The sequence below is a fragment of the Mannheimia haemolytica genome (genome assembly GCF_004342115.1).
Taxonomy (GTDB): Bacteria; Pseudomonadota; Gammaproteobacteria; order Enterobacterales; family Pasteurellaceae; genus Mannheimia; species Mannheimia haemolytica.
The window spans coordinates 1-26,884 of the sequence record NZ_SMAC01000002.1; the positions used below are offsets into that span (position 1 = coordinate 1).

At 41.5% G+C, this 26,884-nt stretch carries 29 protein-coding genes; 13 read left to right on the forward strand and 16 right to left on the reverse strand.

The features are described from left to right. The 5 genes from EDC41_RS00725 to EDC41_RS00755 all read right to left on the reverse strand — a co-directional run. Positions 1–200: helix-turn-helix domain-containing protein (locus EDC41_RS00725; protein ID WP_132303635.1), on the reverse strand; the 200-nt coding region annotated here is incomplete at its 3' end. Positions 201–297: 97 nt separating this feature from the next. After that, the gene (locus EDC41_RS00735) at positions 298–1,074 is read right to left on the reverse strand and encodes a DUF262 domain-containing protein (RefSeq protein ID WP_235658916.1); all 777 of its coding nucleotides are present in this window, start codon (positions 1,072–1,074) and stop codon (positions 298–300) included. Positions 1,075–1,149: 75 nt separating this feature from the next. After that, entirely contained in the window at positions 1,150–1,971 is an 822-nt protein-coding gene (locus EDC41_RS00740; protein WP_020831167.1) for an SIR2 family NAD-dependent protein deacylase, read from the reverse strand. A 166-nt stretch (positions 1,972–2,137) separates the two neighbouring features. Then, the gene (locus tag EDC41_RS00750; protein WP_006251045.1) at positions 2,138–2,779 is read right to left on the reverse strand and encodes a PP2C family protein-serine/threonine phosphatase; all 642 of its coding nucleotides are present in this window, start codon (positions 2,777–2,779) and stop codon (positions 2,138–2,140) included. Positions 2,780–3,025: 246 nt separating this feature from the next. Continuing rightward, positions 3,026–3,988: a helix-turn-helix transcriptional regulator gene (locus EDC41_RS00755; protein ID WP_020831165.1), complete on the reverse strand. Its 963-nt coding sequence runs from the start codon at positions 3,986–3,988 to the stop codon at positions 3,026–3,028. Positions 3,989–4,243: 255 nt separating this feature from the next. On the opposite strand from EDC41_RS00755, the gene prfB reads away from it, so the two are divergent. The 3 genes from prfB (at position 4,244) to EDC41_RS00775 (ending at position 7,532) form a co-directional block, all read left to right on the forward strand. Beyond that, a protein-coding gene (gene prfB, locus EDC41_RS00765; RefSeq protein ID WP_096000823.1) for a peptide chain release factor 2 occupies positions 4,244–5,342 on the forward strand; the annotation gives its coding sequence in 2 pieces (ribosomal slippage) (positions 4,244–4,318 and positions 4,320–5,342; 1,098 coding nt in all). Between the two features lie 102 nt (positions 5,343–5,444). Next, positions 5,445–6,425, forward strand: a complete 981-nt coding sequence (locus tag EDC41_RS00770; protein WP_006248774.1) for an AEC family transporter — start codon at positions 5,445–5,447, stop codon at positions 6,423–6,425. 21 nt (positions 6,426–6,446) lie between these two features. Beyond that, positions 6,447–7,532 carry a metallophosphoesterase gene (locus EDC41_RS00775; protein ID WP_006248773.1) on the forward strand — a complete coding sequence of 362 codons (1,086 nt, stop codon included), beginning with the start codon at positions 6,447–6,449 and terminating at the stop codon, positions 7,530–7,532. Positions 7,533–7,617: 85 nt separating this feature from the next. Here EDC41_RS00775 and EDC41_RS00780 read toward each other — a convergent pair whose 3' ends face one another. Further along, positions 7,618–8,469 carry a DUF817 domain-containing protein gene (locus EDC41_RS00780; protein ID WP_006251039.1) on the reverse strand — a complete coding sequence of 284 codons (852 nt, stop codon included), beginning with the start codon at positions 8,467–8,469 and terminating at the stop codon, positions 7,618–7,620. Between the two features lie 212 nt (positions 8,470–8,681). Here EDC41_RS00780 and galT point away from each other — a divergent pair, with 212 nt between their 5' ends. From galT to EDC41_RS00795, 3 genes are all read left to right on the forward strand, one after another. After that, entirely contained in the window at positions 8,682–9,728 is a 1,047-nt protein-coding gene (gene galT, locus EDC41_RS00785; protein WP_006251038.1) for a galactose-1-phosphate uridylyltransferase, read from the forward strand. 9 nt (positions 9,729–9,737) lie between these two features. Then, the gene (galK, locus tag EDC41_RS00790) at positions 9,738–10,901 is read left to right on the forward strand and encodes a galactokinase (RefSeq protein WP_006249146.1); all 1,164 of its coding nucleotides are present in this window, start codon (positions 9,738–9,740) and stop codon (positions 10,899–10,901) included. 125 nt (positions 10,902–11,026) lie between these two features. Beyond that, positions 11,027–11,995: a galactose-1-epimerase gene (locus tag EDC41_RS00795; RefSeq protein WP_006249145.1), complete on the forward strand. Its 969-nt coding sequence runs from the start codon at positions 11,027–11,029 to the stop codon at positions 11,993–11,995. A 40-nt stretch (positions 11,996–12,035) separates the two neighbouring features. Here EDC41_RS00795 and EDC41_RS00800 read toward each other — a convergent pair whose 3' ends face one another. Beyond that, positions 12,036–12,593, reverse strand: coding sequence for a YtfJ family protein (locus tag EDC41_RS00800; protein WP_006249144.1), 558 nt, complete (start codon positions 12,591–12,593; stop codon positions 12,036–12,038). Positions 12,594–12,793: 200 nt separating this feature from the next. On the opposite strand from EDC41_RS00800, the gene yajC reads away from it, so the two are divergent. The 4 genes from yajC (at position 12,794) to EDC41_RS00820 (ending at position 17,386) form a co-directional block, all read left to right on the forward strand. Beyond that, positions 12,794–13,087, forward strand: a complete 294-nt coding sequence (gene yajC / locus EDC41_RS00805; RefSeq protein ID WP_006249142.1) for a preprotein translocase subunit YajC — start codon at positions 12,794–12,796, stop codon at positions 13,085–13,087. 39 nt (positions 13,088–13,126) lie between these two features. After that, the gene (gene secD / locus EDC41_RS00810; RefSeq protein ID WP_075271762.1) at positions 13,127–14,968 is read left to right on the forward strand and encodes a protein translocase subunit SecD; all 1,842 of its coding nucleotides are present in this window, start codon (positions 13,127–13,129) and stop codon (positions 14,966–14,968) included. Positions 14,969–14,977: 9 nt separating this feature from the next. Next, the gene (gene secF / locus EDC41_RS00815; protein ID WP_006251036.1) at positions 14,978–15,952 is read left to right on the forward strand and encodes a protein translocase subunit SecF; all 975 of its coding nucleotides are present in this window, start codon (positions 14,978–14,980) and stop codon (positions 15,950–15,952) included. Between the two features lie 132 nt (positions 15,953–16,084). Beyond that, a complete protein-coding gene (locus tag EDC41_RS00820) occupies positions 16,085–17,386 on the forward strand; it encodes an NCS2 family permease (RefSeq protein ID WP_006251035.1) in 1,302 nt (433 codons plus the stop codon). Between the two features lie 120 nt (positions 17,387–17,506). Here the strand turns inward: EDC41_RS00820 and EDC41_RS00825 are convergent, their stop codons facing one another. The 3 genes from EDC41_RS00825 to EDC41_RS13755 are packed head-to-tail and all read right to left on the reverse strand — an operon-like array spanning position 17,507 to position 18,516. Then, a complete protein-coding gene (locus EDC41_RS00825; RefSeq protein WP_020831156.1) occupies positions 17,507–17,833 on the reverse strand; it encodes an AzlD domain-containing protein in 327 nt (108 codons plus the stop codon). Continuing rightward, complete coding sequence (locus EDC41_RS13750; RefSeq protein WP_235658941.1) at positions 17,820–18,197, reverse strand: hypothetical protein; 378 nt, start codon at positions 18,195–18,197, stop codon at positions 17,820–17,822. The genes EDC41_RS00825 and EDC41_RS13750 overlap by 14 nt, the downstream gene beginning before the upstream one ends. Continuing rightward, entirely contained in the window at positions 18,139–18,516 is a 378-nt protein-coding gene (locus EDC41_RS13755; protein ID WP_006251032.1) for an AzlC family ABC transporter permease, read from the reverse strand. The genes EDC41_RS13750 and EDC41_RS13755 overlap by 59 nt, the downstream gene beginning before the upstream one ends. Positions 18,517–18,737: 221 nt before the next feature. Here EDC41_RS13755 and EDC41_RS00835 point away from each other — a divergent pair, with 221 nt between their 5' ends. Further along, on the forward strand, positions 18,738–19,775 hold the full coding sequence (locus EDC41_RS00835) for an ABC transporter substrate-binding protein (protein WP_006251031.1): 1,038 nt from the start codon (positions 18,738–18,740) through the stop codon (positions 19,773–19,775). Positions 19,776–19,861: 86 nt separating this feature from the next. Here the strand turns inward: EDC41_RS00835 and EDC41_RS00840 are convergent, their stop codons facing one another. From EDC41_RS00840 to EDC41_RS00855, 4 genes are all read right to left on the reverse strand, one after another. Further along, a complete protein-coding gene (locus EDC41_RS00840; protein ID WP_006251030.1) occupies positions 19,862–21,142 on the reverse strand; it encodes an NAD(P)/FAD-dependent oxidoreductase in 1,281 nt (426 codons plus the stop codon). Positions 21,143–21,246: 104 nt separating this feature from the next. Beyond that, positions 21,247–21,741, reverse strand: coding sequence for a SprT family zinc-dependent metalloprotease (locus EDC41_RS00845; RefSeq protein WP_006249134.1), 495 nt, complete (start codon positions 21,739–21,741; stop codon positions 21,247–21,249). Beyond that, positions 21,741–22,454, reverse strand: a complete 714-nt coding sequence (locus EDC41_RS00850) for a ribonuclease T2 family protein (RefSeq protein ID WP_006249133.1) — start codon at positions 22,452–22,454, stop codon at positions 21,741–21,743. The genes EDC41_RS00845 and EDC41_RS00850 overlap by 1 nt, the downstream gene beginning before the upstream one ends. A gap of 89 nt (positions 22,455–22,543) precedes the next feature. Then, positions 22,544–22,861, reverse strand: coding sequence for a TfoX/Sxy family protein (locus EDC41_RS00855; protein WP_006249132.1), 318 nt, complete (start codon positions 22,859–22,861; stop codon positions 22,544–22,546). 59 nt (positions 22,862–22,920) lie between these two features. Between EDC41_RS00855 and EDC41_RS00860 the strand changes: the two genes are divergently transcribed. Next, complete coding sequence (locus tag EDC41_RS00860; protein WP_006251029.1) at positions 22,921–23,763, forward strand: patatin-like phospholipase family protein; 843 nt, start codon at positions 22,921–22,923, stop codon at positions 23,761–23,763. 182 nt (positions 23,764–23,945) lie between these two features. Continuing rightward, complete coding sequence (gene metK / locus EDC41_RS00865; RefSeq protein WP_006251028.1) at positions 23,946–25,097, forward strand: methionine adenosyltransferase; 1,152 nt, start codon at positions 23,946–23,948, stop codon at positions 25,095–25,097. Positions 25,098–25,140: 43 nt separating this feature from the next. Here metK and metQ read toward each other — a convergent pair whose 3' ends face one another. After that, entirely contained in the window at positions 25,141–25,932 is a 792-nt protein-coding gene (gene metQ / locus EDC41_RS00870) for a methionine ABC transporter substrate-binding lipoprotein MetQ (protein WP_006251027.1), read from the reverse strand. Between the two features lie 51 nt (positions 25,933–25,983). Next, complete coding sequence (locus EDC41_RS00875) at positions 25,984–26,814, reverse strand: MetQ/NlpA family ABC transporter substrate-binding protein (RefSeq protein WP_006251026.1); 831 nt, start codon at positions 26,812–26,814, stop codon at positions 25,984–25,986. Positions 26,815–26,884: the final 70 nt, after the last annotated feature.

The following is a 26,884-nucleotide window of genomic DNA, read 5'->3' on the forward strand; positions in this document are numbered from 1 at the left end:
CGATTTTTTAAGTTGGGAACGCGTCTATTTTGATTCAGCAATGCTTCAACACCACCTTGCTCAACCGCTTGTTGATAACGATAGAATGTATCTCGACTCATCCCCATCACCTTACAGGCTTGAGAGATATTGCCCAGTTCTTCTGCTAAATTTAATAAACCGGTCTTGTGTTTAATAAGGGGATTGTTAGAATAAAACATGAGAGTTTCTTTTTTGTTTAGATTGATTTTTGACACTCATATTCTAAACGGGAAACTCTCACTTTTTAGAGTGAATTGTCAGATCAAGTCTGATCTTCTACAGATAATTTTTATCCGAGCTAGCACCTTTGAATGTATCGAGTTCTTTATTCGTGAATTTTTCTGCTGTTTGATATTTTTGCCAACGGCGTAATCTAAATAACGTCTCACTGATGATTTCTTTTAAATCAGCAATCTCAGCTTCTACTGCTTGCTCCCAATTCTCTACACATTGATAAATCGTCTCTTTATCTGCTTTAAGTTCTCTTAAATGATACGCTTTTAATAGATCGTAAGGTGCAAGCGATTTTCCTCTTGCATTTTGAGCATCAAAAAATTGGAAAGCCTCGTCAATATCCCCTAATTCAATATAAACAAACTCGCAAGTTTCTAAAATATAGGTAGCAAATTCCTGTTTATCTTGTACTCTATCTCGAATAAATTGTTCTACTGCAACCTTATTTTTTATAAGATTATCCGCACTAATACTATGTGAGAGCTTTTCAGATAAAAGTGGAAAAGTGTTATCATTGCTCAATAAAAATAAAATTAAAGAAAGGCTAATTAAACGTTGTTGTCCATCAACTATATCGAATTTTGTTTTAGACTCACTATTCTCATCTTTACCTGTATATGTATGGATAACAACCGAACCTACTCGATAAACTTTCTTACCATTTTCAAAATGAAAATAGAGATCGTTTAATAATTGGGTAATATGTTTTACCGACCACTTATAAGGGCGCTGATAATCAGGAATAGATAATTTCGTTCTTACAACATCTTCAATTTTTCTAATTTCCGCAATTTCTTTTTCTGTATTATTTTGGCTCATTTCAGATCCTTTATTACAATATTTCAATGTTTTTATTGTAGCAAAATTTGCAAAGTCTTGGTGAATTTAGACCGCTTATAAGCATTCCTCAATCCCCTGCAACGCCTCTAATCCCCCCATTTCCAAACTTAAAAAGTGCATTTTGGGTACGCCGGCATCTATTGGGTTGATGCGGATTAAACCACCTTTTTTCTGCTTGGCGGTGCGTTCGGAAAAATTACGCACAGTTGGTACGACTTTGCCTGCACCAATTTCAATCACCACAGGGCGTTGGGCTTTGCGTAGCCATTCATCTAACAGTGTCTCTTTAGTAAGTTGGTAGCCTTCGGCATAACTCCAATCATTAAACATCAGTACATTTTGGCGGGCTAATCCTCCGCAGTCAGGGCAAGTTGGTGGTTCGCTCAATACAAGGCAATGTTCATCGTCAGTTACAGGTTGATAGTCGTACGCCCACCACGATTTATTTTTGCAATTTGCCAAACATTGCAAATGGTCTAGCGTGCCGTGGCATTCGTAAATCCGATCCTCCGAAAAACCGGCTTTGCGGAAATGCCCGTCCACATTGCTGGTGAAGACGAAATAGCCGTGTTGTTTGCTTTCCGCCCAGCGTTTGAGAATGGCATAGCCTTGGTGCGGTTCGGCTTGGCGGTATTGATTTAGGCGATGGGCATAGAACCATTTTGCCAACTCAGGGCGTTCCTGATAGGCAAGCGGTGTGGCAATCTGCATAAATTGCAAATTAAATTTTTTGAGCGGTGGGTAGGAATTCCATAACCCTCCCACGCTACGGAAATCGGGCAAGCCACTGTCCACCGACATTCCAGCCCCTGCGGTAATTAAAATGCCGTCTGCATTGCGGATTAATTCAGCGGCATAATGGAAATCGTTTTTCATTTTTTTCTCCTCTGTTTTATGCGGATTTTAAGCACCAATGCGACAAATAATGTCGTTTTAATTACACAATTTCACAAATCACCGCAGAAAAATCGTCATACAAGCGGTGCATTTTTACCATTTTTCTGCAAATTTGCAGACGATGAGACGGGCTTTCGTATCCGTCCTAAATCGCCTGAATAGCTTCTGGGGCGAGTTGTTCGTGCAAACCGTCAGAACAGAGCAAAATGCTCTCGCCTTTTTCCAGTTGAAATTCGGCTATATGAATGCGGAAATCATCGGCGTCAAAATCGGCAACAATACAATCGGTTAAGCCGTTATACATTGAGGCATAGTTGCTCCCTTCCTTAACCAAGCCTTTCTGTTTCATTTCAGCCAGTATGGTGTGATCAAAACTCAGTTGTTGCCACTCCCCGTTTGCCGTAATTTTATAGGCTCGACTGTCGCCCACATTAACCATACGCCCTCTGCCGTTATGGTGTAATTCACAAGCAACAAAAGTGCAAGAAGCACCAAAATAATCTTTCGCTAATTTTTCGCAAAAATCGCCGTGAGCCTGTCGCAACCATTGGCTATCAAGGGATTGGCATTGGCTGAGTAACGCCATTAAATAATGTGAGGCAAGATGATTTCGAGGGTGGCTGGAAACGCCGTCCGCAACCCCAAAAATTACTTTGTCGTTATCCAGCAGATAACTCTCGGCATTTTTAAGTTGCCATTGGTACACCGCTTTGCCGTTAAACAGTGCATCTTGATTTTTCTGGTGCTGATTGCCGGCTTGTTGGCAGAAAGTAAGTTGAAAAGGCATTGGTTATTCCTGTTTATGAAAAAGAGCGTAAAAAAACAGGCTAATGGAGAGAATTAAAAGTCTGAAAAATGCCAAAAAGCAAGAAAATTAGTTTAAATTTCAACCACTAGAAAAATTCGAATCGTTCATCAATAGACAGTAAGAATATCTGATTGAAAGAGTTGTATTTATGATAAAGGTCTGTTTAGGGAGGAGCGGTCGATACTATTTAGCAAAAATTCCCACAAAACCGACCGCTTGTTTAGCTTATTTTAGCGCTTCTTTCTCGATATCCCAAATATCTTCGCCAAATTTGCGTAGCCACCAGGTTAGCATATCATTATCAGCGACTATGGCTTGAATACGGTAGTGAGTTTCACTCTCCTCGAGAATTTTTTGATCTTTGGCAAGCGGTGTTTCGGTTAAATGGAAACCGGCGTCTCTGCTAATCGAAAAGGTAAGGCTAGCTTTTTCGCCATTGCCAAAACCGAGGTGTCCGGCATCTTGGTAGGCTTGCAAATTAAAATCTTTCGGGCGTTCAAAACTAAAAGTAGAAATCTCCGCTTTACGAATGCGGTGAAGAGCCAACAGGCGGTTGTCGTCAAACCCTTCGTAACGGCAGACCAAATAAATGCTCGCACCTTGTTGTGAAATCGCCAACGGCATAATTGTCGCTTGGTGTTTTTTGCCGTGCTGGTTCTGATATTCGATCTTTAACAACTTATTTTGAAATAAGGCTTGGCTTACGGAATTAAAAATCTCTTCTTTAATTTTTGCAGGGATCAGCGGTAGGCTGGTTGGCGTGGAGCAAACTTTATTTAGCCATTGGTATTCGGGCTTGTCTTTCGCCCCGGAAACCATTCTGTCTGCCTGCTCAAAAAAGGGTTTCATTGATGCCATTAAATTTGCGGGTAACAGATATTTCAGCTGTTGCTCGGCAAGTTTTAGCAGTAATGATTGTTGTTCGTTGAGAATCGGCAATGCCAGCCCCTCTGAGCGGATTTTCCAGCTATAACCAAAGGGTTTGCTCCGCTCATCGCATTCAATATCAAAATGCTCGCATAACATTTTGAGCGAACGCTGAACAGTGCGAATATCCCGTTCAAAGCCGGCATCTAATAGCTGTTGGTGCAAACTTTTAGCATCAATTTTAGCGGGTAATTTGGGGATACGGCGTAGGATTTCCAGTTGCAATAGGGTTGCATCAATATCACTTGGGCGCTTTGCCATAAAATCTCCTTGCAGCATTTTTTCAGCGATTATAGCAAGAAGCTACGGTCGTTTTGCAAAAAATGTGGTAAAACGACCGCTTGTTTTTTTAAAGATTTTTAGCTATCAAAGCCAAATAGCAGAAACAGTTGCAACTTTTATGAACCAAATCTCATTACTAGAAACGATCATTGCTCCATTTCTTGCAAAATTCGACCGCTTGCTTAACTTCAGCTATAATTCATCTTTTTAAAATAAGCAAAAACAGGAACGACAATGTTTGAATTAAACCCAATTAAAAACCAACTAACTGATTTAAGCGAGCGCACCGCGGTGATCAGGGGGTATCTTTGACTTTGAGCATAAAGTCGAACGCTTAGAAGAGGTCAATGCCGAGCTGGAACAACCCGATGTATGGAACAAGCCGGAAAAAGCACAAGCGCTTGGTAAAGAGCGGGCAATGTTGGAGCAGATCGTCAATACGATTAAAGCCTTAGAGCAAGGGATTGAAGATGTTGAAGGGTTGATTGAGCTGGCGGTGGAAGCAGAAGATCAGGATACCTTCAATGAAGCCCAAGTGGAAGCAGACGAATTAGAGAAAAAACTTGCCGATTTAGAATTTAAGCGGATGTTCAGCGGCCCACACGACAGTGCCGATTGCTATTTGGATTTGCAAGCCGGTTCGGGTGGAACGGAAGCTCAGGACTGGACAGAAATGTTACTGCGTATGTATTTGCGTTGGGCAGAGAGCAAAGGGTTTAAAGCCGAACTAATGGAAGCCTCAGACGGTGATGTGGCAGGGATTAAATCCGCCACCGTGAAAATTTCCGGCGACTATGCTTACGGCTGGTTCAGAACCGAAACGGGTATTCACCGCTTGGTGCGTAAAAGCCCGTTTGATGCCAATAACGGTCGTCATACCTCGTTCTCGGCGGCTTTCGTTTATCCGGAAGTCGATGACGATATTGATATTGAAATCAACCCTGCGGATTTGCGGATTGATGTGTATCGTGCCTCAGGGGCGGGTGGTCAGCACGTCAATAAAACCGAATCGGCGGTGCGAATTACCCATATACCGAGCGGCATTGTGGTGCAGTGCCAGAACGGTCGTTCACAACATCAAAATAAAGATCAGGCGATGAAACAGCTTAAAGCGAAGCTATATGAGCTGGAAATGAGCAAGAAAAATGCGGAAAAACAGGCGATGGAAGACAACAAATCCGACATCGGCTGGGGCAGCCAGATCCGCTCTTATGTGCTAGACGATTCACGGATTAAAGACCACCGTACCGGTGTGGAACATCGCACCACCCAACAAGTGCTGGACGGTGATTTGGATAAATTTGTCGAAGCAAGCTTAAAGGCAGGATTGTAATTTCATTTCCATTGATGATAGTACCAGCGTCCACGCTGGTACTTTATTGATAATCTACGGTACAAGCAAAAGACACTCGTGCCATCATTTAAGGCAAACATTATGCTTTTCGACTCTATCCAATTTAGCATTGGCGTTACCTTACCAACCATTTTGTTAATGCTGTTCGGTATTTTTCCACGCAGACGAAAATTTATTGACGATACCTTTTGCAATATGGCATCAAAGGTGGTATTTAATTTTACCCTGCCACCGATGATTTTCTTGAATATGCTAAAAAGCCCGTTAGATTTCTCCAGCCAAATCAACCTGATCTCGACCGGAGTCGGCGGTTCGATTTTGATCTATTTATGGGCGGAATGGTGGGCGGCTCGACATATTGAAAACCGCCGTTATCGTTGTATTTTCACTCAAGGCACTTTCCGTACCAATGCGGCGATTTTAGGCATTGCCTTAATTCTCAATGCTTATGGCGATAAAGCTCTCGCTGCCGCTTCAGTTTATATTTCGTGCTTGGTGATTACCTTTAATGTGCTTGCAGTGATTACCCTCACTTCATCGTTAAGCGAGAAAAAAGTGAATTTTGGCAGATTAATATTGTCGATATTGAGAAATCCGCTGATTCTAGCCGTCATTGCAGGCTTAACTTTTAACTATTTTGAATTAAGCCACCAAATTCCAACCCCGCTTGAGTCTGCTGGTAAATTAATGGCGAGCCTGACACTACCATTAGCACTTATCTGCACCGGAGCAAGCATTAATTTCAAACAGTTGAAACAATTTAATCAAGGAGTGGAAAGCACCATCAATAAAATTGTGCTGTTTTCTGCCTCGATTCGGCTGATTTTTGCTCCAATTTTCTTGCTACTACTCGGGAAATTTGTGTTTCAACTTCCGCCGATGGAACTAGGCATTGTCTTTGTGGCTGCTTCTGCTCCCGTTGCTTCAGCCACCTACGCAATGACACGCAACTATGGCGGAGACGGCGAGGCAGCCGCAAATCTGATCGGCATTACGACTCTCGGCTCAATGTTTAGTGCCAGCATCGGCTTATTTTTATTAAGACAAATCGGCTGGGTTTAGCCAATTTATTGAAGGAAAAATATGGAATATCGTTACTACATTACCACCGCCCTTGTGATTGCGGTGTTACAACTCTTTTTATTCAACTTTGCAAAGACTGTCAGCTGGTTATTTAATTTATCAAGTAAAAACCGTAAAACAGTTGGTATTCTCACTTTCTTAGTCGCAAACGGATTAGTGATTTTGCATCTTACTCGTACTTTTGCGCTATTTAGAATAATGGCATTCATATTGGTATTGTTACTTTTTGCATTTTTTATCAGTTTTTTCACCGCTTGTATTTACAAAATATTCAACGGCAATACTACCGTCAATCGCTGGCTGAAAATCGCCTACCCATTTGCATTCTTTGGCTTACTTGGGCTTGGCTATTACAACGCTTATACCCCAACAGTAGTACATTATTCGGTGAAATTGGATAAACCATTAGAGAAACCGCTTCGCATTGGTATGGCAAGCGATCTGCATTTAGGAAAACTGTTCGGAACCAAGCAACTTGACCAACTGGCAGAGATTTTCAACCAGCAAAAAGTCGATCTGATTTTATTGCCGGGCGATATTATGGACGACAATACCGAAGTTTATGTTGCCGATAAAATGCAGCCTCATTTAGCCAAATTAAAAGCTCCTCTTGGCGTGTATGCTACCCTTGGCAATCACGACTTTTTTGGGGCTCAAGAAACGATTGCAAAAGAAATTACCGACGCCGGTATTACTGTTTTATGGGATCAAACGGCCGAAATTAACGGAAAATTTACCCTTATTGGGCGTAATGATGATTTAGTCAAAAATCGTCCTTCTGCCGAACAGCTTTTACAAAACGTGAACACTAAACTACCGGTAATTTTGCTTGACCACCGCCCGACTGAAATTGAGCAACATGCTAAATTGCCGATTGATATTCAAGTTTCAGGACACGCTCACAAAGGGCAAGTGTTCCCTGCAAGTATTATTACCAAACTGATCTATCGATTACATTACGGCTATGAAAAAATCGGCTTCGGGCATTATTTTGTCACCTCCGGCTACGGATTCTGGGGCGTGCCGATGCGGTTAGGCTCACAGTCGGAAGTGATGATTATTGATGTGGAAGGGGAAAATCCATAATTTGATATAGGGGCAAATTATTATTTGCCCCTAATTCCACTGAAAATAACTGATGAGTAAAATTTTCGCCAAAACCCACAGCTTGTTAATCGCTCGAGACTCTGACTGTTTGCTTGATATGCTTTAAATGCACAATGATGGTAAAAGTCATCATCACCAATAACGCCCAAGCACTCCACTTGCTCATATGCACCATAGACCAAGCCCCAAACTGATTCGGGTAGCGCCAAATTCCGGCAAACGTACCGATATTTTCCGCCAACCAAATGAAAAAACCTATCAGGAAGAAAGAAAGCAGCAGTGGCATTTTTCGTGTAATGTCATAAGGGGTGAAAAATACAAAAGTACGTGCATACAGCCCTAATGCAAAAGCGGCAATATACCAACGGTAATCCCCAATGTAATGATGCGTAAAGAAATTCAGGTAAATCATCAGTGCCGTTAAAGTGGCTAACCAATAGGGCAGGTGGCTTTTAATTTTCAAATCAAACAACCGCCACGCTTGGATAATGTAAGAACCAACTGCTGCATACATAAAACCAGTAAATAATGGCACATTGAACAATTTAGTATAGGCAAAATCCGGATATGCCCAAGATTGAATATTACTCGATGTTTTAAAGACTTCTAACACAAAACCAACCAAATGAAATAGGCTTATTGCTTTTAGCTCATCCCACGTTTCCAGCCCCAGTTTCACCATTGCAATTTGCACCACTATGGCAAAAATCAGCAAAATATCATAACGAGGTAAGCCCCATAATCCCGTTTTTGGTACCGAAAACATCGCAATAAAAAATAATCCCGCAAATAAACAGGCTCTAGCTTCTTTTAACCCAAAGAACCAAAACTCTGTCAACAAACGACTCGCTCCGCTTAACCTAGCATTAGGTTTATGATTCATTAACCAAGCATCAAATTTATTCAGTCTTTCCATCTATTTTTGTCTTAATATCTTGCATATTCATCTATTCTACCAAAAGCCACATTCAATTCCACGTAAGCTACCTTAAATCGCAAAATGGAGGAAAACTTGCAAAATTTTTCTGAAATTTGACCGCTTGACATCATTATTTTGTGAGCTATGTCACAGTCATTTTGTCTGACTTTCGCTATACTCTTTACATAACTAATTTCGAGGAGTTTTATATGAGCGAATTTGTCCTCAACGATCACCCACATCGTCGTTTTAATCCATTAAAAAATCAATGGATTTTAGTCTCTCCGCATCGGGCAAAACGCCCGTGGCAAGGGCAACAAGAAGAAATCGTGCAAGATGAAAAACCGAGCTACGACCCAAGTTGTTACCTCTGCCCCGGCAATAAGCGGATTACCGGCGAACAAAACCCGAATTACACCAAGCCGTTTGTGTTTAAAAACGACTTCTCTGCCCTGCTACCAGACACACCGGCACCAATACCGAATGATGATCCGCTGTTTCAGATTTCTCATACACAAGGCGAAAGCCGTGTGATCTGTTTTTCGCCTGATCATAGTAAAACCTTACCGCAACTTTCCATCGAGGAAATTACTGATGTGGTAACAGTTTGGCAAGAGCAAGCGAATGAGCTGAAAGAGCATTATCAGTGGGTGCAAATTTTTGAGAACAAAGGCTCAATGATGGGGTGTTCTAACCCTCACCCACACGGGCAAATTTGGGCAAGTAATTTTCTACCTAATGAAATTGCGATTGAAGACGAATGCCAAGCGAAATATTTTGCTCAATATGGCTCGCCACTGTTGCTTGACTACGCACAACGTGAATTAGACAAACAAGAGCGAATTGTGGCAGAAACCGAAGATTGGATTGCGGTTGTGCCTTACTGGGCGGCTTGGCCGTTTGAAACCTTGCTGTTGCCGAAAGCCAAGCAGTTCAAATCCATTACCGATTTAAACGAAGCGGAAAAAGCCGATTTAGCCCTTGCATTGAAAAAGCTCACCACCCGTTACGACAATCTGTTTAACATCAGCTTTCCTTATTCAATGGGCTTTCACTTCGCTCCGTTTAACGGCAAGGAAAATGCTCACTGGCAATTACACGCTCACTTCTATCCGCCGCTCTTGCGTTCGGCAACAGTGCGTAAATTTATGGTCGGTTATGAAATGATGGCAGAAAGCCAACGTGATTTAACCCCGGAACAAGCTGCCGAACGTTTAAATGCAGTAAGTGATACCAAACACTATAAAGATAAATAAGGAATTGAAATGAAACCACAAGAAATCGCTTTGCAACAATTTGAACAACATTTTGGTTATAAAGCAGAACGCACGGTATTTGCCCCGGGCAGAGTGAATATTATCGGCGAACATACTGATTACAACGATGGGTTTGTAATGCCTTGTGCCATCAATTACGGCACAGCGGTTAGCTTTGCCAAACGTAGTGACAACAAATGGCGGGTGTTCGCCATTGATCTCAACCAACAAGATGAATTTGATTTAAGCCAGGCGATTGAGCCAAGCGAGCAAAAATGGGCGAATTATGTGCGTGGCGTAGTGAAATTTATTCAAGCCAAACACCCCGAATTCAAACAAGGAGCAGATTTAGCCATTACCAGCGATGTGCCGATGTCATCAGGTTTAAGTTCTTCCGCCGCATTGGAAGTGTCGATTGGTAAAACCGCTCAATTACTCGGCGATTTACCGCTTTCTTTACCGCAAATCGCATTAATCGGGCAAGAGGCTGAGAATAAATTTGTCGGCTGCAACTGCGGCAATATGGATCAGCTCACCTCCGCTCTCGGGCAACAAGATCATTTAGTGATGATCGACTGCCGTAGTTTAGAAATCACCCCAACCCCTGTGCCACAAGGCTATTCGATTGCGATTATTAACTCCAACGTAAAACACGACTTGGTTACCGGCGAATACAACAGTCGCCGTGAACAGTGCGAATTTGCCGCCCACTTCTTCGGCAAAGCAAAATTGCGTGATGTCACAGCGGAACAATTTATTGAACGAGCCTCAGAACTTAGTGAAGAGAATGAGCTGGCGTATAAACGAGCAAAACATATCATCAGCGAAAATCAACGAGTTCTGGAAGCAGTAGAGGCCTTAAAAGCGAATGATATGGTCAAACTCGGGGAGTTGATGGCTCAATCTCACGACTCAATGCGTGATGATTTTGAAATCACCTGCCCTGAAGTGGATTGCTTAGCCGAAATCGCCCAACAAGCTATCGGTAAAAACGGCGGAGCCAGAATGACTGGCGGCGGCTTTGGCGGTTGTGTCGTGTGCCTAGTGCCAAATGACAAAGTGGAAGATCTCCGCCAAGCCGTTGCTAACAATTACGAAAAGCAAACCGGCATTAAAGAAACCTTCCACGTTTGTACTGCCTCCGATGGGGTGCGAGAATGCCCGGCACGCTAAAGCGTACCGGGTTAAGCATAAGGAAGTAGCTCCGCTACTCTAAAATAAATAACCTCAGCCCTAGCAGGGCTGAATTATGCTTAACCTAGTACGGCTATGCCGTGCTAGGTAATTAAGGTCAACCGATGAAATTATTCACCCTTGAAAATGCGTTTTTACGCATTACCCTTTCTGATGTTGGGGCTTCTTGGCTTTCGTGCATTGTCAAAATGCCGAACGAGGAACGGGAAGTATTAGTCACCACGTCTGCAAAAAATTGGCAAAAACAGACCGCTTTCTTTGGAGCGACCATTGGGCGTTACGCTAACCGCATTGCCAATGCCGAATATCGCTTAAACGGCAAAACCTACCAGCTCGCTAAAAATAACGGTGAACATAATCTCCACGGTGGCGAGCTTGGGGCAGATAAAATAGTGTGGCAACTTGAAAGCCAAAGCGAACAAGCGGTCAAATTTAGTTATTTTTTTGCAGATGGCGAGGAAGGATTTGGCGGCGAAGTGAAAGCTTTTGTGGAGTATCGCTTAACAGAGAATGAGCTTCAAATCAGCTTTGATGCCGTTGCTAACCAAGATACACCGCTTTGCTTAACTAATCACGCCTATTTTAATTTGCAAGGTTCAGAGACGATTTTAGATCACGAGCTGATAATTAATGCAGACGGATACTTACCGGTTGATGCCAGCGGTATTCCTAATGCTCCACTGAAAAAAGTGGAGAGTACCAGTTTTGACTTCCGCAATGCTAAAAAAATTGGGCAAGATTTATTGGCTGATGACGACCAAAAAGCGGTAAAAGGTTACGATCACTCCTTTCATCTTGCAAAAAATAGTGAAAATCCGACCGCTTGTTTAGCCGTGGAAGACTTAAAAATGGAACTCCGCACCTCCATGCCAGCATTACAACTTTACACCGGCAACTGGCTAAAAGGACAACCTAATTTGACTAAAGGCGAATATGAAGATTACGCTGGTGTAGCATTAGAGCCTGAGTTTTTCCCAAATTCACTAAACCAGCCTGAATTACTCCAATTTGGCGGGATAACAAAAGCAGGAGAAGAGTATCATCACACGATAAGTTATCGATTTATTATCTAGAATGATGGGCGGATACAAAATCCGCCCATAAAAACACTGGTTATTGCGTTAATGTTTTCACCAACCCAATCACTTCTTGAATCTGTTTTGCAGAGAGTTTGCCCTCAGAGGTAAATTGTACCTTACCCGATTTATCCAGCACTGCAATAAAGCTCTCTTTCTCTTTTAAGCCCCACGCTTTTTTCACACTGCCTTGCTGGTCTAACACTACTTGGCTGTGAGGATTGTCAAGTTTGCCGTTTTCCACACTATTTTTCACAAATACCCCTGTGCCGACAATCGCATCATCAGCATTTACAATCGTCACCGTTTGGTATTTCGAGCGATCAAAACCGGCATTTTTAATTGCTGTCATCAAATCTTCATTTTTTTCTTTCACCGAACTTCTACCGGCAAAATGATGAATAACACGGACTTTACCTGCCAGAGATGATGAATGCCAATTTTTATAGCTAACCTTTCCACCTGCCACTGCCAATTCCCCGTCTTTTGCAACCGAAACAGCAGGTAATGCTTGATTTAATTGCACATTGTGAGCAAAAGCGGAACTTGCAAAAAAAGCCCCAAAAATAACCGCTTGAGCGAATAATTTTTTCATTTTTTCTCCTATTGTGTCAGCGCAAGAACACGCCAAGAACCTAATCCTAAACTAAAAGTGCTGATTCTACTCAAATTTTTGTTTAAAAGAAAAGCGTTCGATGAATTTTTCTACTCGTTAATTCATTGAATTTATGGTATTTTAACAGGCGTTTTTTATAACACTTATTTTTATACCACTCAAACATTTAAGGAGTTTTTATGCAACAAGGTGGCGGAATGGAAATGATCTTTATCCTGATTATTTTCGGTGCAATTTTCTATTTTATGATTTATCGTCCTCAGGCAAAACGCCAAAAACAACAACGTGATTTACTGGCAAGCTTGACAAAAGGCGATGAAGTATTAACCAGCGGTGGTTTAATCGGTAAAATTACCAAAGTGACCGCTGATAACGATAACATCGTGATTGCATTAAATGACACAACTGAAGTGACCATCAAACGTGATTTCGTTGTTGCGGTGTTACCAAAAGGTTCATTAAAATCACTTTAATCAACCCTCTTATCCAACTTTAACATTCGGGGAGTTATTGTGTTAAACCGTTTCCCTCTATGGAAGAATTTAATGGTGATCTTCGTGATCGCCATTGGTGCTTTATATGCCCTTCCAAATTTATATGGCGATGATCCTTCGGTACAAATTTCCGGTACTCGTGGGCAACAAGCCACACCTGAGACACTGTCTCAAGTGCAATCCACACTTTCAGCAATGAATATTCAGCCGAAATCTGCCGTGTTAGAAAATGGCTCGATTTTGGTTCGTCTCGAAAGCAGCGAACAGCAATTGCCTGCCAAAGAAAAAATCTCAGAAGCATTGGGGAATAACTACTCTGTTGCCTTAAACCTTGCACCAGCAACGCCACAGTGGTTGTCTGACATTGGCGGTAGCCCGATGAAGCGAGGCTTGGACTTGCTTGGCGGTGTTCGTTTCTTAATGGAAGTGGATATGAACACGGCGCTTGCAAAACAACAAGACACTTTGCAAGACAGCCTGCGTAGTGATTTCCGTAAAGAAAAATTGCAATATCAAGCGGTCAAAAAAGGCGAAAATTTTGCAACTGAGGTTGAATTTGCCGATAACGATACCGCCGAAAAAGCAGTGCGTTTAGTGCGTCTCTCTCACCCAACGCTTGATATTTTGGTAAATGATAATAAAGTCACCTTAACGCCATCAGCACAAGCTCTTTCTGAATCTCGCACGATGGCAATCGAACAAAACCTTTCTATTTTGCGTAAACGTGTTGAGGAATTGGGCGTTTCTGAGCCGACCATTCAGCGTCAAGGTGCAGATCGTATCGTAGTTGAATTACCGGGTGTGCAAGATACCGCTCGTGCCAAAGAGCTTTTAGGGGCAACTGCAACCCTTGAGTTCCGGTTAGTCAATACCGAAGCCAATGTGGCCTCTGCGGCGAAAGGCATTGTGCCGGCTGATTCAGAACTGCAAAACACCCGTGATGGCGAGCCAGTTGTATTACGCCGTAAACCTTCGTTAGGGGGTGAACATATTATTGATGCAACCTCAGGCACTGATGAGCGTGGCTTGCCGCAAGTGAGTATCCGACTCGATACCGAAGGCGGCGAGATGATGGGTGAAATTACTAAAATGGCAATCCAAAAACCGATGGCAACACTTTATACCGAATTTAAAGATTCAGGTCGTAAAGATGCTAACGGTAAAGTCATTTTAGAAAAACACCAAGAGGTAATTAACGTTGCAACCATTCAAACCCGTTTAGGTAATCAATTCCAGATTACAGGGATTAATTCACCAGCGGAAGCTCAAAACCTTGCGGTATTATTACGTTCAGGTGCGTTGATTGCTCCAATCGTGATTGTGGAAGAGCGTACTATCGGTGCTTCTCTTGGGGCAGATAATGTTAAACAAGGTATGGAAGCTAGTATTTTAGGCTTAGGCTTAACGATCCTGTTCTGTCTAGCTTTTTATAAAGTATTTGGTATATTTGCCTCTCTTGCCTTGATTGTGAATATGATCTTAACGATTGGTTTAATGTCATTAATCGGTGCAACCCTTACTATGCCGGGAATTGCCGGTATCGTACTTGCTGTGGGTATGTCAGTTGATGCCAACGTACTAATCTACGAGCGGATCAAAGAAGAGATTCGTAACGGTCGCCCAATTCAACAAGCAATCCACGAAGGTTATAATGGCGCATTCTCAAGTATTTTTGACTCTAACCTCACCACAATTTTAACTTCTCTTGTGCTTTATGGTGTAGGTACAGGTCCGGTAAAAGGCTTTGCGGTAACGCTTGCATTAGGGGTAATTATTTCTATGTTTACCGCAATTACAGGTACTCGAATGCTTGTAAACTGGGTTTACGGTGGCAAACGCGTGAAGAAACTTTGGATTTAAGGTGGAAAAATGGCTATTGAAAATGTACAACAAGATGTAGCAGAAATTAAACTGCCTTATAAATTAATCCCCTTTATGAAATACCGCTATGTCGGATTCATTTTTTCGCTGATTGTAACTGCTTTATGCATTTTTACTATTGCGACAAAAGGCTTTAACTGGGGGTTAGATTTTACCGGCGGGACAGTAATCGAAACTCAATTTTCACAACCTGCTGATTTAGCAAAACTGCGTACGGAGCTTGAAAATAGCGGCTACGGCAATGCCTTAGTGCAAACCACAGGCAGTCAAAAAGATTTAATGATCCGACTTGCCGCCAGTGCCGGTAATATGTCTGTTGGGAATAAAGTGATGGAGATGATCCATCAAAAATTAGATCCGAATGCGACTATCAAGAGCATTGAGTTCGTTGGCCCAAACGTGGGGGAAGAGCTAACCCAAGGGGCTATTTATGCCACTTTGGCAACACTTGCTATGCTACTTATTTACGTGGGAACACGTTTTGAGTGGCGTTTAGCGGTAGGCGGTATTGTGGCTTTATTTCACGATGTATTAGTGACGATCGGAATCTTCTCTTTCTTACAGATTGAAATTGACTTGACCTTTGTAGCAGCGATTTTATCTGTTGTCGGTTACTCGTTAAATGACTCAATTGTGGTGTTTGACCGTGTACGTGAAAACTTTTCTAAAGTTCGTCGCTCCAGCTCAATTGAAATTATCGATATTTCCTTGAGCCAAACACTTTCGCGTACTTTAATGACATCAGTAACCACCCTCTTTGTGGTACTAGCCTTATTCTATCTAGGTGGTCCAACGCTTCATAGTTTCTCACTTGCATTATTGATCGGTATCGGTTTCGGTACTTATTCATCCATCTACATTGCAATTGGTGTGGCACTACAACTTGGGCTAAAACGTGAACATATGGTTCAGCCTAAAGTTGAAAAGGAAGGGGCAGATCAAGACGCTTTCATCGATTACTAACCATCAAACAAAAGCAGGATTTATTCCTGCTTTTCTTTCACTTCTTACGCAAACGTTTGCTAATTATTTTAAATTTCTGTAAAATTCCGCATCCTAAAATTTCCCCTTTCATTTTCTTCTTTTGAGGTTCTTATGTCGTTATTTAAATTTGAGGAGCGTGGTTCAAACGCTCGTCAAGAAATCATCGCCGGTTTAACTACCTTTTTAGCCATGGTTTATTCCGTCATCGTTGTGCCGGGAATGCTAAGCCAAGCAGGCTTTCCTGCCGAATCGGTATTTATTGCCACCTGTTTAGTTTCAGGTCTCGGCTCTATCTTAATCGGTTTATGGGCAAATGCCCCAATGGCAATCGGTTGTGCGATTTCACTTACTGCTTTTACTGCCTTTAGCTTAGTATTAGGGCAACAAGTTTCTATTCCTGTTGCACTCGGGGCGATTTTCTTAATGGGCGTAGTATTTACCTTGATTTCTGCTACCGGTATTCGTACTTGGATTTTACGTAATTTGCCAAGCAGCATTGCCCACGGTGCTGGAATTGGTATTGGTTTATTCTTACTGATTATTGCCGCCACTAACGTTAAATTAGTGGTCAATAGCGGTATGGATATTCCGGTTAAATTAGGGGACTTCACTTCATTTCCGGTTTTAGTGTCATTAATCGGTTTAGCCGCCATTATCGGGTTAGAAAAGCTGAAAGTAAAAGGCAGTATTTTATGGGTCATTATTGCTATTACCATCGTAAGTTTAATTTTTGACCCTAACGTAAAATACACAGGCTTTTTCAAAATGCCGAGTTTTGGTGAAAATTCGCAATTCCTAAATCTTGATATTATGGGAGCATTAAATACCGCCATTTTACCGGTAGTGTTTGCGTTAGTAATGACCGCTATTTTTGATGCAACAGGTACTATCCGTGCGGTTGCAGGGCAAGCCGGTTTATTAGATAAAGACGGACAAATTATCAATGGCGATAAAGCCCTAACTTCTGACTCATTCGGCTCAATTTTATCGGGCTTATTTGGTACAGCACCAGCGGCAGTGTATATTGAATCGGCAGCAGGTACAGCCGTTGGCGGTAAAACAGGTTTAACCGCTGTAGTGGTTGGTATCGGTTTCTTATTTATGCTGTTCTTCCAACCTCTTGCATTCTTAGTACCAAGCTATGCCACCGCACCGGCATTAATGTATGTGGGCTTATTAATGCTAAGTAATGTCTCTAAATTAGATTTCAGCGATTTTGTAGGTGCAATGTCAGGTTTAGTCTGTGCGGTGTTCATCGTATTAACCGCCAACATTGTGACAGGCATTATGCTAGGTTTCGCCACCCTTGTGATTGGTCGCTTAATTTCAGGCGAAGCCAATAAATTAAACCTAGGTACAGTAATCATTGCGATTATTTTAGTTGCCTTCTATGCGTTTGATTTAGCGATTTAATTTGCAAAAAATTGAAAGAAAAAGACCGCTTGTGATAAATAAGGGGCGAAAAATTTTTCGCCCCACATCTGTTAATGATTGAGCGAAGGTGTTTCGCTCCTATAAAATGACCTTTGGTATTTATCCTAACAGGGATAAAAATACATTCACACCGAAAATCCCCAACGCTACGCTTAAAACGGTATTTTTAAGCCAAACATAGCTACCTAATACGCCTATTAAAGCCAGAATTTGTGCCAATATTAAGTTAAAGCCTTCCCCGTTTTTAGGAAAGTTTAGGCTCGTTAAAAGCAATAAAAGCATAATCACAAGCGGTAACATTTTGTTTAATTTTTGCAAAATGGGCGAAGATAACACCTTTTTCGGTAAAAATTCCGGCAAAAAACGACAAATTTGCGAGCCGAGCACTAATGCTGCAAACATTATCAAAATATCATTTGTGCTCATTTTCTACTCCTTTCTCTAGTTTGATTGAAGAAGATTGAGGTAATAAAGCCACAATGACAATCGCTACTAAAATTGCCACCAATAACACGCTGGTTTCGGTAATCTGACGAGCAAGTAAAAATCCGATTAACGCAATCACAATCGGTTTCCATTGTTTTTGGTTTTTGTATTGCTCATAGGCTAAAATTGCAAACAAACAAGGCAGAGCAAAATCCAAATGCGGAATATAGTTCGCCACTGAATCGCCTAACAACACACCGACAATCGTGGAAAATGTCCAATAAGCCACACATAGCACAGCGATTTTAAAGAATGATGCTTGCTTTTGCTCTTTCGGTAATGAAGATAACCGCAAAGCCTTCATCAGTTAAACCTGCAATAGCGACCAGACTTTTCGCTTTGGATATCGGCTTATGCTCCATCATATTTAAGGTGTAAAAACTAAAACGTAGGCTCATTAAAAGCGTACTGAGAAAGACCGACACCGCCCCAACACCGGAGACAAAAAATGGAATCGCTGCATATTGTGCCGTCCCCGATACCACGGTAAAACTCATTACAATCGTAAACCACGCAGGCATTCCGGCATTGGTGGCAAGCATTCCGTAAGCAACCCCTGCCGCAAAATAGCCCATAAAAATCGGCGTGGTTAATTTAAAAGCATATTTCCAACTATTTTCCATAACTAAAATTTAACATTAGACTAAAGGCATTTATTATTCTGAATTTTGACAAAATAGCAAGAGCTACTACAAGCGGTTATTTTTTGCTAAAACTTGCAAATAGTTGGTAAATATTAAAGTAATAGGCACAATTGCCCTACTTCATTGCGATTAACTATTTTCAACCAGCGCTTTGAAATGCTAGACTTCACTACCTTTTATTTTATGTTTTCAGGAAAGTGATGAACGTACTCAAATTAATCTCATTAAAATCGATCTTAATCGCCTCTGGCATTTTCTTATCAGCTCAAGCAGCACAAGCAGAAGGTCGTTTAACTGTTTATTGCTCGGTACAAAATAATGTTTGTGAAGAAATGACCAAGCAATTTTCACACAAATATAATGTCGAAACTAAATTCATTCACGGCGGAACCGGTACAATTTTCGGAAAAGTAAAAGCGGAAGCATCGAACCCTCAGGCAGATATTTGGTATGGCGGCACGATTGAACCTCACTTTCAAGCAGGCGAATTAGGCTTACTGGAAGCCTACCGTTCACCAAAACAAGCTGAAATTCTGCCACAATTTAAATCCTTAGTTGAAAGTGAACAAGGTAAATTTACCTCTATCGTTTATATGCTTGTATTAGGGTTAGGCGTGAATACCGAAAAACTCGCCAAACTAGGCATTGAGGCACCGAAAAAATGGGAAGATTTATCAGATCCTCGCTTAAAAGGTGAAGTACAACTGCCTGATCCTCATAGCTCCGGCACGACTTATACGTTTATGACCACTCTTTCAACCTTATGGGGCGAAGAGAAAACCTTTGATTATCTGAAAAAACTCAACAATAACGTCTCGCAATATGTGAAAAGCACCCTAGTCACCAGCAATCTTGCTCGTGGTGAAAGTGCGGTTACGGTAGGCTTTGTACATAGTTATGCCACTGAAAAAGAAAAAGGTGCGCCTATTGAAGCCATTATTCCGGAAGGTAAAGTGGGCTATGCGTTAGGCGGTGTCAGCATTATCAAAAATGCCCGTAATTTAGATAACGCCAAACTCTTTATGGATTGGGTGCTTTCAAAAGAAGCACAGGAAATTCCTTGGAAAAAACACGGTGTTTACCAAACCCCAACAAACATCAACGCCGAAGTTGCTCCACAATCAACCAAAGCCGATGCGTTAGACTTTGTGGAAATTGATTACCAAAAAGCAGGTTCCAGCGAAGAGGGCAAACGCTTAATTGATAAATGGTTGGCGGAAATTAAATTAGCAAACTAGGCGTGAGTATTTGCAAAAATAGGCAAGAAAATAACCGCTTGTTATTTTGCCATAAAAAATCCGCATCATTTGATGCGGATTTTTGTTTAATGTAGTTTCATTGTTGGTCTTAAGAAACGGTTAATTTGCCCTACCAACACAATCAAGCCGGTTTTGACACAGCCGTGTAATGCCACTTGGTGCATTCGATAAAGCGAGAGATACGCCAATCGCGCAATTTTACCCTCAATAAACATATCACCGCTCACTAAATTCCCCATTAGGTTGCCCACCGTGCCGAATTTTGAGAATGAAAGCAACGAGCCTTTATCTTTAAATCGAAACGGTTTCATTTCCTTCCCATCAATCAGCGCCACAATATTTTTACCACAACGGGTTGCCATTTGGTGAGCCGCTTGCGCTCTTGGTGGAATTGGTTTGCCATCTTGGATTAACGATGCACAATCACCAATGACAAATACCGAATCATCAACGGTGGTTTGTAACGTATCTTTAATCTCAATTTGGTTCAAGCGGTTAGTTTCAAAACCAAATTCACGGGTGATTTCGGGTGCTTTTACTCCGGCAGCCCAAACCATAATATCCGCCTCAATTTTCTCACCTAAGCGGGTCATTAATCCGTCTGGGCGAGCCTCGGTAATCATCGTGCCTAAACGCACCGAAACACCGGCTTTTTTCAGTTCGTGGAAAGCAGAAACCGACACTTTCTCCGGTAATGCCGGAATCAAACGAGGGCCTGCCTCAATTAAAGTGACTTTCAAGCTGGCACGGTTTAATTTACCAAAGCCGTAAGAATTTAAATTTTTCACCACGTGGTAAAGCTCCGCTGAAAGCTCAATACCTGTTGCTCCCCCCCCCACAATCGCAATTTTTACATCTTTATTTTCACTATGTGAAAAACGTAAAAACAGCTCCATCATTCGTTTTTGGAAATCTTTTGCTTGCTCTGAGCCATCTAAGAAAATGCAATTTTCTGCAACCCCTTTGGTGCCAAAATCATTGGATTTACTGCCGATCGCGATCACTAATTTGTCATAACTGATATGGCGTTCTTTAACGAGAAGTTGGTTTTGATCATTATAAATCGGGGCGAGTGAAACCGTTTTCTTCTCTCTATCTACCGCCACCAGCGTACCTTGCTGAAATTCAAAACTATGATTTTTAGCGTGAGCCCGATAGCTTAACGCATCAGTTCCCTCATCAATAGTACCGGTTGCCACCTCGTGCAACAGTGGTTTCCATAAATGCGTTGCATTGCGGTCAATTAGCACCACTTTTGCCTTTTGTTTACGCCCTAATTTGTTGCCTAGATAGGTTGCAAGCTCCAAACCGCCTGCACCGCCACCTACAATTACAATTGTTTCCATAAATACTCCGGAAATAAAATTAAAAATAAAAACTACGGCAAATTGTAGGCGTTTAAACAGGAATGTCTAGCTAAATCGTAACATTCTCTTAACTTTTCTCCACATTAACTTTTTTCTACAAAATGGAGTTGAGTTTTACATAAACGGCAAATATAGCTTTTTTTATCTCGCATCACGGCATTGTGTCGGCGAATCGAAAGCTGGTGAGTCTGGCAGGCACATTGGTAACTAAATTGCTGTTGCACACTTTGGGTATCAAAACAATGGTAAATTTCCGCCGGCACACCCAGTACGGTTTCCATCATCATTTTCCACTCTTTACCATGAGATTGTACCCGCCCAAAATGTTGATAAACCAAGATATGAGCCAGTTCGTGCGGCACAACTTGGCGGATAAATGCCTGTTCATTTTCTTGCAATAACACAGGATTAAACCGTACTTCGTTGCGTTCAAGATAAGCCACACCGGCTTTTACGCCACGCACCGCATAGCTAATACTTGGTGGCGTAAAAGTGGTATTAAAATAGTGATTTGCACGTTCAAGATCACGCTTTAATTGGCGCTGAACCTGCATTTTCAGTTGGCGAAGATCTGCCATTAGCGTGGGCAATCCATTGGTTGAAATGCCTTATCATAGCAAATATACAGCTCATCTTTGCTACCCCCTAAATAGACATTTTGCAAATGAGGGTTATTGGCTCGCATCCAGTTAAACAGTGCTAATTTAGACATTTCGGTATCCGGTAATTTGAGCTGATTAAATAGCTCTTTTTGTTTGGCGAAGTAATCATCCGCTTGGTTAAAGGCACAAGCACCGTGTTTTTCCCATTCGCCTTGCAACAAAGTTGCCCCCGGCGATTCAGGTAAATATTGCTTAATCGTCTGCTCTGCCACCATCGGCAAATCGCCTTGGCAATAACGAGGGTGTTCATCAACACTTCTTGCCTTGCCACTTTGCGGCCATAAGCCGTGAATAACCCAACCAAAATCCGCTGAGCCACCACATTGATATTCCAAATGAGACGGAATTTTACCGTGATTATTTCGCTTTTGTTTTTGGCAAAACGCCGGCGACCACGACAACGCTAAGGTGTAATAATCGGTATCTACAATATGCTGTTTCAAACGGTCGTTTTTCATCTGCACATCATAGTTCCCTAGTGATGAAGTTGAAACTTGATGAGACTGACTACTCTGGGTCGATTTTTCTTGTGCTTTTGAAGGCTCTTTTTTATCAAAAAAGCTAAAAATTTGAGAAATGATTGCCAACACAATAACGACAATCAAAGAAACTAATTTTTTTTGGTTCATAAATATAAAATCTTAAAGTATAGAAATATTAGGTCCCCCCCCTAACAAGCGGGCATATTTTAGCGTTTTTTTACAAAATTTTCGCTAAATTACACCGCTTGTAAGCCTAGCCGAATCCATTTGACCAGTTCATCGGCTTCTTCAATCGCTAATTCCGGAATGCTCCAGTAGTGCATTTTTTGCACTTTTCCTTTAGCAAAATAGTGAAATTGTTCGGCATTTTCAGCTAAGAATAACGGCAAGGTTTGCGGATTAGCTTTGACAAAAATGCGATAATCTTTGCTGATAATAGCGACAATTTTATTATCAAAAAACAAGCAATATTCACCAAACATTTTTTTCGAACGCAAACCGGAAATCGGGCTTAGTTGATCTAACAGGAAATCCATAAATTCTGCATCAGCCATTGTGATTTCTCCTAGCAAGATAATTCGGGTTATAATACACAAATTACAGGGAGAATGATATGAAAGTTGGATTAGTGCTGGAAGGCGGTGGTTTGCGAGGTATTTTTACTGCCGGCGTGTTGGATGTATTTTTAGATGAACATATTCATATAGATGGAGCAATCGGTGTTTCAGCCGGTGCGTTATTTGGCGTGAATTTGCCTTCAAAACAAAAAGGTAGGGCGTTGCGATACAACAAAAAATACGCTAAAGATAAGCGGTATATGGGGTTACACAGCTTGCTTACCACCGGCAATATCGTTAATCGGGATTTTGCTTACTATGAACTCCCTTCCAAACTGGAGCCGTTTGACCAACAAGCCTTTGAGGATTCCGGTATGGACTTTTGGGTTACTGTAACCAATGTCGAAACCGGTGAGCCCGAATACATCAAAATTGACAATATGTTCGAGCAAATGGAAGCCTTTCGAGCTACTTCCTCAATGCCGATTGTATCCAAAATAGTCGAAATTGAGGGTAAAAAATATTTAGACGGTGGTGTGTCAGACAGTATTCCGGTGCAGAAATTTATTGAAATGGGATATGACAAAATTATCGTGGTGCTTACTCGCCCACTTGAATACCGTAAGAAACCAAGCTCGATGTGGCTGTTTAAACGTTTTTATAAAAAATATCCGAAATTAGTGCAACGCTGGGAAAACCGCTATGCGGAATATAATCAAGCCGTTGAGCAGATTATTCAACTCAATGAAAAACAACAGATTTTTGTGATTCGTCCAAGCAGAACAGTCAAAATCAGTCGCCTTGAAACGGATGTAAATAAAATACAAGCAATGTACGATTTAGGGGTAGAAGATGCCAAAAATGCGTTGGCTGGTTTAAGGGCATATTTAGCCAAATAAACAAATTCTATTTGCCTAAAACGTTCAAAAAATATATTATAGACGTCTAGACGGAAACACTTCCAAACAAATTTTATAGGGACCGGTCCTGTGCCTGTCCAAACATTTTATATAATTTATGGGCGGGCACTGGACCCGCCCCTACTATTAATAATCCATATTTAAGATAGAGAGGAATACAAATGGCAATTAATTTATTTACTTCTGAATCGGTTTCAGAAGGGCATCCGGATAAAATCGCAGACCAAATTTCAGACGCGGTATTAGATGAAATTTTAAAACAAGACCCTAAAGCACGCGTTGCTTGTGAAACTTATGTGAAAACCGGTATGGCATTAGTAGGGGGCGAAATCACTACCTCTGCGTGGGTGGATATTGAAAACTTAACCCGCCAAGTGATTTGCGACATCGGCTATACTCACTCTGATATGGGCTTTGATGCTCACTCTTGTGCGGTATTAAATGCGATTGGTAAACAATCTCCGGACATCAACCAGGGCGTTGACCGTGCCGATCCGTTAGAGCAAGGTGCGGGCGACCAAGGGATTATGTTTGGCTACGCTACCAATGAAACCGAGGTGTTAATGCCGGCTCCAATTACTTACGCACACCGCTTAATGGAACAGCAGTCAAAAGTGCGTAAATCGGGCAAACTCGACTGGTTACGCCCTGACGCTAAAAGCCAATTAACATTTGCTTATGAGAACAATAAAATTATCGGCATTGATGCCGTAGTGCTTTCTACACAACACGCAGAGCATATTTCGCAAAAAGAGTTAATTGAAGGGGTGATGGAAGAGATCATCAAACCGGTACTACCAAGCGAATGGCTCAGCCAAAACACCAAATATTTCATCAACCCAACCGGTCGTTTTGTGATTGGCGGTCCAATGGGTGACTGTGGTTTAACCGGGCGTAAAATCATTGTAGATACCTACGGTGGTGCGGCTCGCCACGGTGGTGGTGCATTCTCTGGTAAAGACCCGTCAAAAGTGGATCGCTCTGCTGCTTATGCTGCTCGTTATGTCGCAAAAAATATCGTTGCCGCAGGCTTAGCCGATCGCTGTGAGATCCAACTTTCTTATGCTATCGGGGTGGCTGCCCCAACATCAATTATGGTCGAAACCTTCGGCACAGGTAAAGTGAGCAACGAAATACTTGTGAAATTAATCTACCAAAACTTTGACTTACGCCCGTATGGCTTAATCAAAATGTTAGATTTAATCAAACCAATCTACCGTGAAACCGCTGCCTACGGACACTTCGGTCGTAAACATTTTCCTTGGGAAAAAACTGACAAAGCCGAAGCATTAAGAGCCGGAGCAGGTCTGTAACAAAAAAGTAAGGCATAGGAATCTATGCCTTATTTATCTTCAATTACCAGCCTTTTATCATCGCCCCTTTAAACTCTTCATTCGCTTTGTTATACACCTCTTCTGTTTGGTAGGCTTTCACCAAATCTTTTACGGCTTCAGAATGTTGGTTATTTTCACGGGCAACAATTAAATTCACATAAGGCGAATCCTTGTCTTCAACGAATATTCCGTCTTTGGTTGGCGTTAAACCGTTTTGCCCTGCGTAGGTAGTATTAATAATCGAAAAGGCAACATCGTCCAACGTTCGAGGCAATAATGGTGCTTCAATTTCTTGGATCACCAATTTACGAGGGTTTTCAATAATATCCACACTGGTTGCTTTTAAGCCTGCATCTGCTCGCAGCTTAATTAAACCTTGTTTTTCCAATAAAATTAAAGCACGGGCTAAATTAGTCGGATCATTAGGCACTGCAATAGTATCACCATCTTTCAACTCTGCCAGCGATTTAATTTTTTTGGAATAAGCCGCAATCGGATAAACAAAAGTATTGCCGACCGGCACTAATTTATAGCCTTTTTCCTGAATTTGGTTATCTAAATAAGGTTTATGCTGGAAAGCATTCAAATCAAGATCGCCTTTATCTAAAGCTGCATTAGGCGTGGCATAATCGGTAAATACCACTAATTCAACATCACGGTTATATTTTTCCTTTGCAATTTTTGCCGCCACTTCCATTACCTTATGTTCAGGGCCGGAAATCACACCGACTTTCAACTTTTCGGCTTTATCATTACAAGCGGTTAAAAAAAGCGAGAAAATTGCAACTGCACCGGCTAATTTCATTATTTTCATTATCTGTTTCTCCTTTTAAGAAAAGGACGGCAGAATATGCCGTCCAACTGATTACCAACCTTTCACCACACCACCGTTAAATAATTTTAACGCTTCTTGGAATACTTCTTCGGTTTGGAATGACTTCACAAAAGTTTGTAAGCGTGGGTCATCTTTATTATCTTCACGACTTACCACTAAATTCACATACGGTGAATCTTTAGATTCCACAATAATACCGTCTTTATCCGGACTTAACCCAGCTTGACCTGCGTAAGTGTTGTTGATTACCGCAAGTTCTACATCATCTAACATACGGGTTAAAAGTGAGGTATCCGCCTGTACGATTTTGATATTTTTCGGGTTTTCGATAATATCGTTTTCGGTAGCAAACACATTTTTCGGATCTTTTAATTTCAATAAACCGTGAGCTTGAAGCAATAATAACGCACGAGCAGTATTACTTGCATTGTTTGGAATCGCAACAGTCGCTCCGTCTTTTAACTCGGAAATGTTTTTAATTTTTTTAGAATAAGCCGCGATTGGCCATACTAGCGTATTGCCGATAATCGCTAATTTATAACCACGATCTTTCACTTCTTGCTCTAAATAAGGCACCGTTTGGAACGCGTTAGCATCTAAATCTTTAGAATGAAGTGCGGCATTTGGTTGAGTGTATTCAGTAAACTGCACTAACTCTACATCTAAGCCATATTTCTCTTTTGCAATTTTCACTACCACTTCGGTCATTTGGGCTTCAGGGCCGGTCATCACACCCACTTTTAATGGGGCTTTGTTTTCAGTTTTAGCTGTTGTAGCAGGTGCTTGTGCTTTTTCATCTTTACACGCAGTAAGTGCTAAGGCAGATACTAACGCCACACCTAATAATTTTTTAAAGTTCATTGTTTGCTCCTTCCTATATTTTAAAGATGAAAATGGCGATTAACCTAGCGCTTAATCGCCATTTAAGTAA